Annotated in this window: 6 protein-coding genes; 4 read left to right on the top strand and 2 right to left on the bottom strand. The window is 60.7% G+C overall.

The window, feature by feature from the left end; genetic code table 11:
* The first annotated feature begins 83 nt into the window (after positions 1-83).
* Positions 84-926, top strand: coding sequence for a xanthine dehydrogenase accessory protein XdhC (gene xdhC / locus JWR98_RS28935; protein ID WP_205491873.1), 843 nt, complete (start codon positions 84-86; stop codon positions 924-926).
* Between the two features lie 7 nt (positions 927-933).
* Positions 934-2,238: a guanine deaminase gene (gene guaD, locus JWR98_RS28930; RefSeq protein WP_078734322.1), complete on the top strand. Its 1,305-nt coding sequence runs from the start codon at positions 934-936 to the stop codon at positions 2,236-2,238.
* Positions 2,239-2,282: 44 nt separating this feature from the next.
* Here the strand turns inward: guaD and JWR98_RS28925 are convergent, their stop codons facing one another.
* Positions 2,283-3,047, bottom strand: a complete 765-nt coding sequence (locus tag JWR98_RS28925; RefSeq protein WP_205491872.1) for a GntR family transcriptional regulator — start codon at positions 3,045-3,047, stop codon at positions 2,283-2,285.
* Positions 3,048-3,282: 235 nt separating this feature from the next.
* On the opposite strand from JWR98_RS28925, the gene JWR98_RS28920 reads away from it, so the two are divergent.
* Positions 3,283-4,473: a benzoate/H(+) symporter BenE family transporter gene (locus JWR98_RS28920; RefSeq protein ID WP_078734229.1), complete on the top strand. Its 1,191-nt coding sequence runs from the start codon at positions 3,283-3,285 to the stop codon at positions 4,471-4,473.
* Between the two features lie 37 nt (positions 4,474-4,510).
* Here JWR98_RS28920 and JWR98_RS28915 read toward each other — a convergent pair whose 3' ends face one another.
* Entirely contained in the window at positions 4,511-4,855 is a 345-nt protein-coding gene (locus JWR98_RS28915) for a YggL family protein (RefSeq protein WP_003175501.1), read from the bottom strand.
* Positions 4,856-5,092: 237 nt separating this feature from the next.
* Between JWR98_RS28915 and dacB the strand changes: the two genes are divergently transcribed.
* Complete coding sequence (gene dacB, locus JWR98_RS28910; RefSeq protein WP_205491871.1) at positions 5,093-6,553, top strand: D-alanyl-D-alanine carboxypeptidase/D-alanyl-D-alanine endopeptidase; 1,461 nt, start codon at positions 5,093-5,095, stop codon at positions 6,551-6,553.
* Positions 6,554-6,602 lie beyond the last annotated feature (49 nt).

Raw genomic sequence — 6,602 nt, 5'->3', positions numbered from 1 at the left:
CCCCTCCCACATGGGAATGCATTCCAAATGTGGGAGGGGACTTGCCCCCGATGACGGCCTGACAGACACCACAAGAGGTGACTATGAACAACTGGATCAGCGCCCTCGCCGACCTGCAAAACCAAGGCGAACCCTGCGTACTGGTGACCATCGTCGAAGAACTCGGCTCCACCCCACGCAACGCCGGTTCCAAAATGGTGATCAGCGCCGCCCAGACCTTCGACACCATCGGTGGCGGGCATCTGGAATACAAAGCCATGCAAATCGCCCGCGACATGCTCGCGCGCGGCCAACAGAACACTCATCTGGAGCGTTTCAGCCTGGGGGCGAGCCTGGGCCAGTGTTGCGGCGGCGTGACGGTGCTGCTGTTCGAACCCATGGGTCAGGTGCAGGCACAGATCGCGGTGTTCGGCGCCGGCCATGTCGGCCGCGCGCTGGTACCGCTGCTGGCAAGCCTGCCATGCCGGGTGCGCTGGATCGATTCGCGCGAGCAGGAGTTTCCGGAGCATATCCCTCAGGGCGTATGTAAAATCGTCAGTGAAGAGCCGGTCGATGAAATCGCCGACTTGCCGGCGGGCAGTTACTGCATTGTCATGACCCACAATCACGCGCTGGACCTGGAACTCACCGCCGCCCTGCTCAAGCGCAATGACTTCGCCTACTTCGGCCTGATCGGTTCGAAGACCAAACGCGTCAAGTTCGAACACCGCCTGCGTGACCGCGGCTTCGACATCGCGCAACTGCAACGTATGCGCTGCCCAATGGGCCTCGCCGAGGTGAAGGGCAAATTGCCGGTGGAGATCGCCATCTCCATCGCCGGGGAAATCATCGCCACCTATAACGCCCATTTCGGCCAGCACACTGCAGGCGCCGAACCTATTGCCAAACTGCTGCCGGTGTCACGCCGCAGCCACGCCACGCATTGAGATGACCATGCCTTTGACTCGTAAAGCCTACCGCGCCGCCATCCTGCACAGCCTCGCCGACCCCGCCGAAGTGGGCATCGACGCGTCCTATGAATACTTCGAAGACGGCCTGCTGGTGATCGACAACGGCCAGATCAGCGCCTTGGGTCACGCCAGTGAGTTGCTGCCGACCCTGCCGGCCGATATCGACATTACCCATTACCAGGACGCGCTGATCACCCCTGGCCTGATCGACACGCATATCCACCTGCCGCAAACCGGCATGGTCGGTGCCTATGGCGAGCAGTTGCTGGACTGGCTCAATACCTACACGTTTCCGTGTGAAAGCCAGTTCGCCGACAAGGCCCATGCCGACGAAGTGGCGGATATCTTTATCAAGGAACTGCTGCGCAACGGCACCACCACCGCGCTGGTATTCGGCAGCGTGCACCCGCAGTCGGTGAATTCGTTTTTTGAAGCAGCCGAGAAGCTCGACCTGCGCATGATCGCCGGCAAGGTGATGATGGACCGCAACGCACCGGACTATCTCACCGACACCGCCGAATCCGGCTACCAGGAAAGCAAGGCACTGATCGAGCGCTGGCATGGCAAGGGCCGTCTGCACTATGCGGTCACGCCGCGTTTCGCGCCGACCAGCACACCGGAGCAATTGACGCTGGCCGGGCAACTGCTGGGGGAGTACCCGGACCTGTACATGCAGACCCACATCAGTGAGAACAAGCAGGAAGTCGAATGGGTGAAAGCGCTGTTCCCCGAGCGCAACGGCTATCTGGATGTGTATGACCACTACAAACTGCTCGGTGAGCGTTCGGTGTTTGCTCACGGCGTGCACCTGTGCGATGACGAATGCGCGCGGCTGGCGCAGACCGGCTCGGCGATCGCCTTTTGCCCGACGTCGAACTTCTTCCTCGGCAGTGGCCTGTTCAACCTGCCGATGGCAGAGAAACACAAATTGAACGTGGGCCTGGGCACGGATGTGGGCGGTGGTACCAGTTTCTCCCTGCTGCAAACCCTGAACGAAGCCTACAAGGTCATGCAGTTGCAGGGCGCGCGGTTGAGCCCGTTCAAGTCGCTGTACCTGGCGACGCTGGGTGGCGCGCGGGCGCTGCGTTTGGAAGACAAGATCGGTACGTTGCAACCGGGTACCGATGCAGACTTTCTGGTGCTGGACTACAACGCCACGCCACTGCTGAGCTATCGCTTGAAGCAGGCCAATAACATTGCCGAGACGTTGTTCGTGCTGATGACGCTGGGGGATGATCGGGCGGTGTTGCAGACGTATGCGGCGGGACAACTCGTGCACCAACGCTGATCTCAACCGCCCCTCCACATTTTGTGCCGGGTGAGCCAGGGAAATTACAGCTTGACTGAAGAGCGCCCCGGCTTCTTGGACTGCAACAGATGCGAGAACACCGCATGCAAATCATCCGACGCGCTCTCTTCATCGAGGTTGAGCTTGCTGTCGATGTGATCCATGTGATGCATCATCAGGTTCACCGCCAGCGCCGCGTCGCGGGCTTCGATCGCATCGATCAATTGGGTGTGTTCATCGTAGGAACAGTGCGAGCGGTTGCCACTTTCGTACTGGGCGATAATCAACGAGGTCTGGGACACCAGGCTGCGCTGGAAGCTGATCAGCGGCGCGTTCTTCGCCGCTTCGGCCAGCTTGAGGTGGAATTCGCCGGAGAGGCGGATGCCCGCCCCGCGGTCGCCACGGGAAAAACTGTCGCGCTCGTCGTTGACCATCTGGCGCAACTCGGCCAGTTGTTCAGCGGTGGCGTGCTGCACCGCCAACTCGGTTATCGCCCGCTCCACCAGCCGCCGCGCGAGAAACACCTGGCGCGCTTCTTCGACACTGGGGCTGGCCACCACCGCACCGCGATTGGGCCGCAGCAGCACCACGCCCTCATGGGCCAGGCGCGACAGGGCGCGACGAATGATGGTGCGGCTCACGCCGAAGATTTCGCCCAGTGCCTCTTCGCTCAATTTGGTTCCGGGCGCCAGGCGTTGTTCGAGGATGGCCTCGAAGATATGTGCGTAGACGATATCGTCCTGGGTCCCGCTGCGACCGGCCTTGCCGGCTCGCGGTTGTTTCTTGAGAGGTTGCAACTGTTCGTTCATGGGCACTCGGGTAGGGAGAACGGCGGCGAATTAACGGTAATACGGTGACTTGTAAGGTAATACGGCAACAATGGGGTCGCTGGCAAGTATCACCTAAAAGCGTGGCACATTGTACACAACCCGATGCGCCAACACACTGTACGGCTGTTTGCGGCCTCGGCTGTATTGCAATGACGGGTTACGTTTGAGTTTAGGCTTGAATCCGCAATTTCTCCGGTAAAAGGAACACCTCCCCATGACCGACGCCACTCAAGCGCCCTTGCGCCCGCTGGCCGACACGTCCCCCTCGGCGATCGTTGCCGGCTTTATCGCCATGATGACCGGCTACACCAGCTCACTGGTGCTGATGTTCCAGGCCGGTCAGGCCGCCGGTTTGACCACGGCGCAGATTTCTTCATGGATCTGGGCGATTTCCATCGGCATGGCGGTGTGCAGCATCGGCTTGTCCCTGCGCTATCGCACGCCGATCACCATCGCCTGGTCCACTCCCGGCGCAGCGCTGCTGATCACCAGCCTGGGTGGCGTGAGTTATGGCGAGGCCATCGGGGCCTACATCACCTGCGCGGTGCTGGTGACGCTCTGCGGGTTGACCGGCAGCTTTGAAAAGCTGGTCAAGCGTATTCCGGCGTCGCTGGCGGCGGCGCTGCTGGCAGGGATCCTGTTCAAGATCGGCAGCGAGATTTTCGTCGCCGCGCAACATCGCACCGGGCTGGTACTGGGGATGTTTTTCACCTACCTGATCATCAAACGCTTGTCGCCACGCTATGCGGTGTTGGCGGCCCTGATCATCGGCACCCTGCTGTCGGGGTTGATGGGGCTGCTGGACTTCAGCGGTTTTCACCTGGAAGTGGCGACACCGGTTTGGACCACCCCGCACTTCTCGCTGGCCGCGACCATCAGCATTGGCATCCCGCTGTTCGTGGTGGCGATGACCTCGCAGAACATGCCGGGCGTCGCCGTCTTGCGGGCTGACGGCTACACCGTGCCCGCCTCGCCGCTGATCACCGCGACCGGCCTGGCCTCGCTGGTGCTGGCGCCGTTCGGCTCCCACGGCATCAACCTGGCGGCGATCAGCGCGGCCATCTGCACCGGGCCCCATGCCCATGAAGACCGTAACAAGCGCTACACGGCAGCCGTGTGGTGCGGGGTGTTCTACGGGATTGCCGGGGTGTTCGGCGCCACCTTGGCGGCACTGTTCGCCGCACTGCCCAAGGAACTGGTGCTGTCGATTGCGGCCCTGGCGTTGTTTGGCTCGATCATCAATGGCTTGAGCATCGCCATGAATGAACCGAAGGAGCGGGAAGCGGCGCTGATCACCTTTATGGTCACGGCGTCTGGCTTGACGCTGTTTTCCATCGGCTCGGCGTTCTGGGGGATTGTGGCGGGGGTGTTGACGCTGTTGATTCTGAATTGGCGCAAGGCATAAAAAAACGGCGACCCTGAGGTCGCCGTCTTTTTCAGTATCACTTAGCCGCGTTGATCGGCTTTTCCGGATACCACACGTCCAGCAGCGGGCTGACTTCAGCGCTTTTCAGTTCGCTGCGGCCTTTGAGCCAGCCTTCAACAGCTGCGCGCTGTTCTTCGTTGACCGAGCCGCGCTTCTGCAGGCAAACCAGACCGAAGTCATCGCCGCCGACATAGCCCAGGCCGTTGGCTTCCATGGCTTCTTTGATGAATGCTTCGAGGAAAGCATCGGTAGCTTCTTCACTCAGGCCTTCTTTGAAGTCCAGGTTCAGTTCGAAACCCAGCTCTTGAAATTCATCAACGCACAGTTTTTTGCGCAGACGCTGGGAACGGTTAGTCGCCATTGGAACAATCCTCTTAAGTAATAACGGCCGGCACTCTAGCAGTTTAAGGCGGCGATTGCCCGACTCTCTGGGACGGGCGGCACAATGCAGGCAAAAAAAACGCCGATTTGCAGCTATCGTTCAGCCACAAGTGCCGCTACCTTGGGGCATAATGCCGACACTTTCATGACCATTGAGGGATTTTCATCCATACCCCTCGCCTTTTCACCCGCCTTCAGCAGCAGGGTTTCACTTCTTATGATCAAATCTTTGCGTCCATTGTTGCTTGCCGGTTTTCTACTGCCACTGGCCTTCTGCGCTACCGCCGCCCCGATCAACAACACCTTGCCGCCCAATGTCCAGCAGGCGCTGGCAAAAGCCAAACTGCAAAACACCGCATTATCCCTGGTGATGATCCCACTGAACGGCCCGGGCACCCCCACCGTCTTCAACGCCGACGTGTCGGTCAACCCTGCGTCCACCATGAAGCTGATCACCACCTACGCAGCCCTGGAAATGCTCGGCCCCAACCACCAGTGGAAAACCGAGTTCTACACCGACGGCACCCTCAGCGGTGGTGTGCTGCACGGCAACCTGTACCTCAAGGGCGGCGGCGACCCCAAACTGAACATGGAAAAACTCTGGCTGCTGATGCGCGACCTGCGCGCCAACGGCGTGCAGCAAGTCACCGGTGACCTGGTGCTGGACCGCGGTTTCTTCATCCCGCCGCAGTTGCCCGAGTTCAACGACGATGGCAATGACGAGAACAAACCGTTCCTGGTCAAGCCGGACGCATTGCTGGTCAACCTCAAAGCCCTGCGTTTTGTGACGCGCAATGACGCCGGGCGGGTGCTGGTGTCGGTCGAGCCACCGATTGCCAGCATTCGCATCGACAACCAGGTAAAAGTCTCCAACGCCAAGCAATGCACCGGCGACGTACGCTACAGCCCGATCACCGCAGCCGATGGCAGCGTGACGGTGACCGTCAGCGGCCAGTTGGCCGACGGCTGCAGCTCACAAACCTACCTGTCGCTGCTGGACCACGCCACCTACACCGCCGGTGCCGTACGCGCGATCTGGAAGGAATTGGGCGGCAGCATCCAGGGCCGTGATATCCAGGCGCCGGTGCCCAAGGACGCCAAAGTGCTGGCCCGTGCGTTTTCGCCGGACCTGGCGGAAATCATCCGCGACATCAACAAATACAGTAACAACACCATGGCCCAGCAGCTGTTCCTGAGCCTAGGCGCGCAGTTTCGCAACGATGCCGACGGCGACGATGCCAAGGCTGCGCAACGCGTGGTGCGCCAATGGCTGGCGAAGAAAGGCATCACCGCACCGCACCTGGTGATGGAAAACGGTTCCGGCCTGTCCCGCGCCGAACGGGTCAGCGCCCGCGAGATGGCGGCAATGCTGCAGGCAGCATGGAAAAGCCCCTACGCGGCGGAGTTCATCAGCTCGATGCCGATCGCCGGCACCGACGGCACCATGCGCAAGCGCCTGAAGACCACTGCCATGCGCGGCGAAGCCCACGTCAAGACCGGCACCTTGAACACCGTGCGTGCCATCGCCGGGTTCAGCCGCGATAACAACGGCAATACCTGGGCGGTGGTGGCGATCCTCAACGATCCAAAGCCGTGGGGCGCTTCGTCGGTGCTGGATCAGGTGCTGCTGGACCTGTATCGCCAGCCTAAACTGGCAGCGGCTGCCCCAGTGCTCTAACAAACCCTGATGCCAGTCAGTTAAGGAAGGGGTAAAAAGTGATCTGTGG

Source organism: Pseudomonas lactucae (assembly GCF_016937615.1).
Taxonomy (GTDB): Bacteria; Pseudomonadota; Gammaproteobacteria; order Pseudomonadales; family Pseudomonadaceae; genus Aquipseudomonas; species Aquipseudomonas lactucae.
Note: the sequence above shows the minus strand (reverse complement) of the source record. Positions and strands in the feature narration are given on the sequence as shown.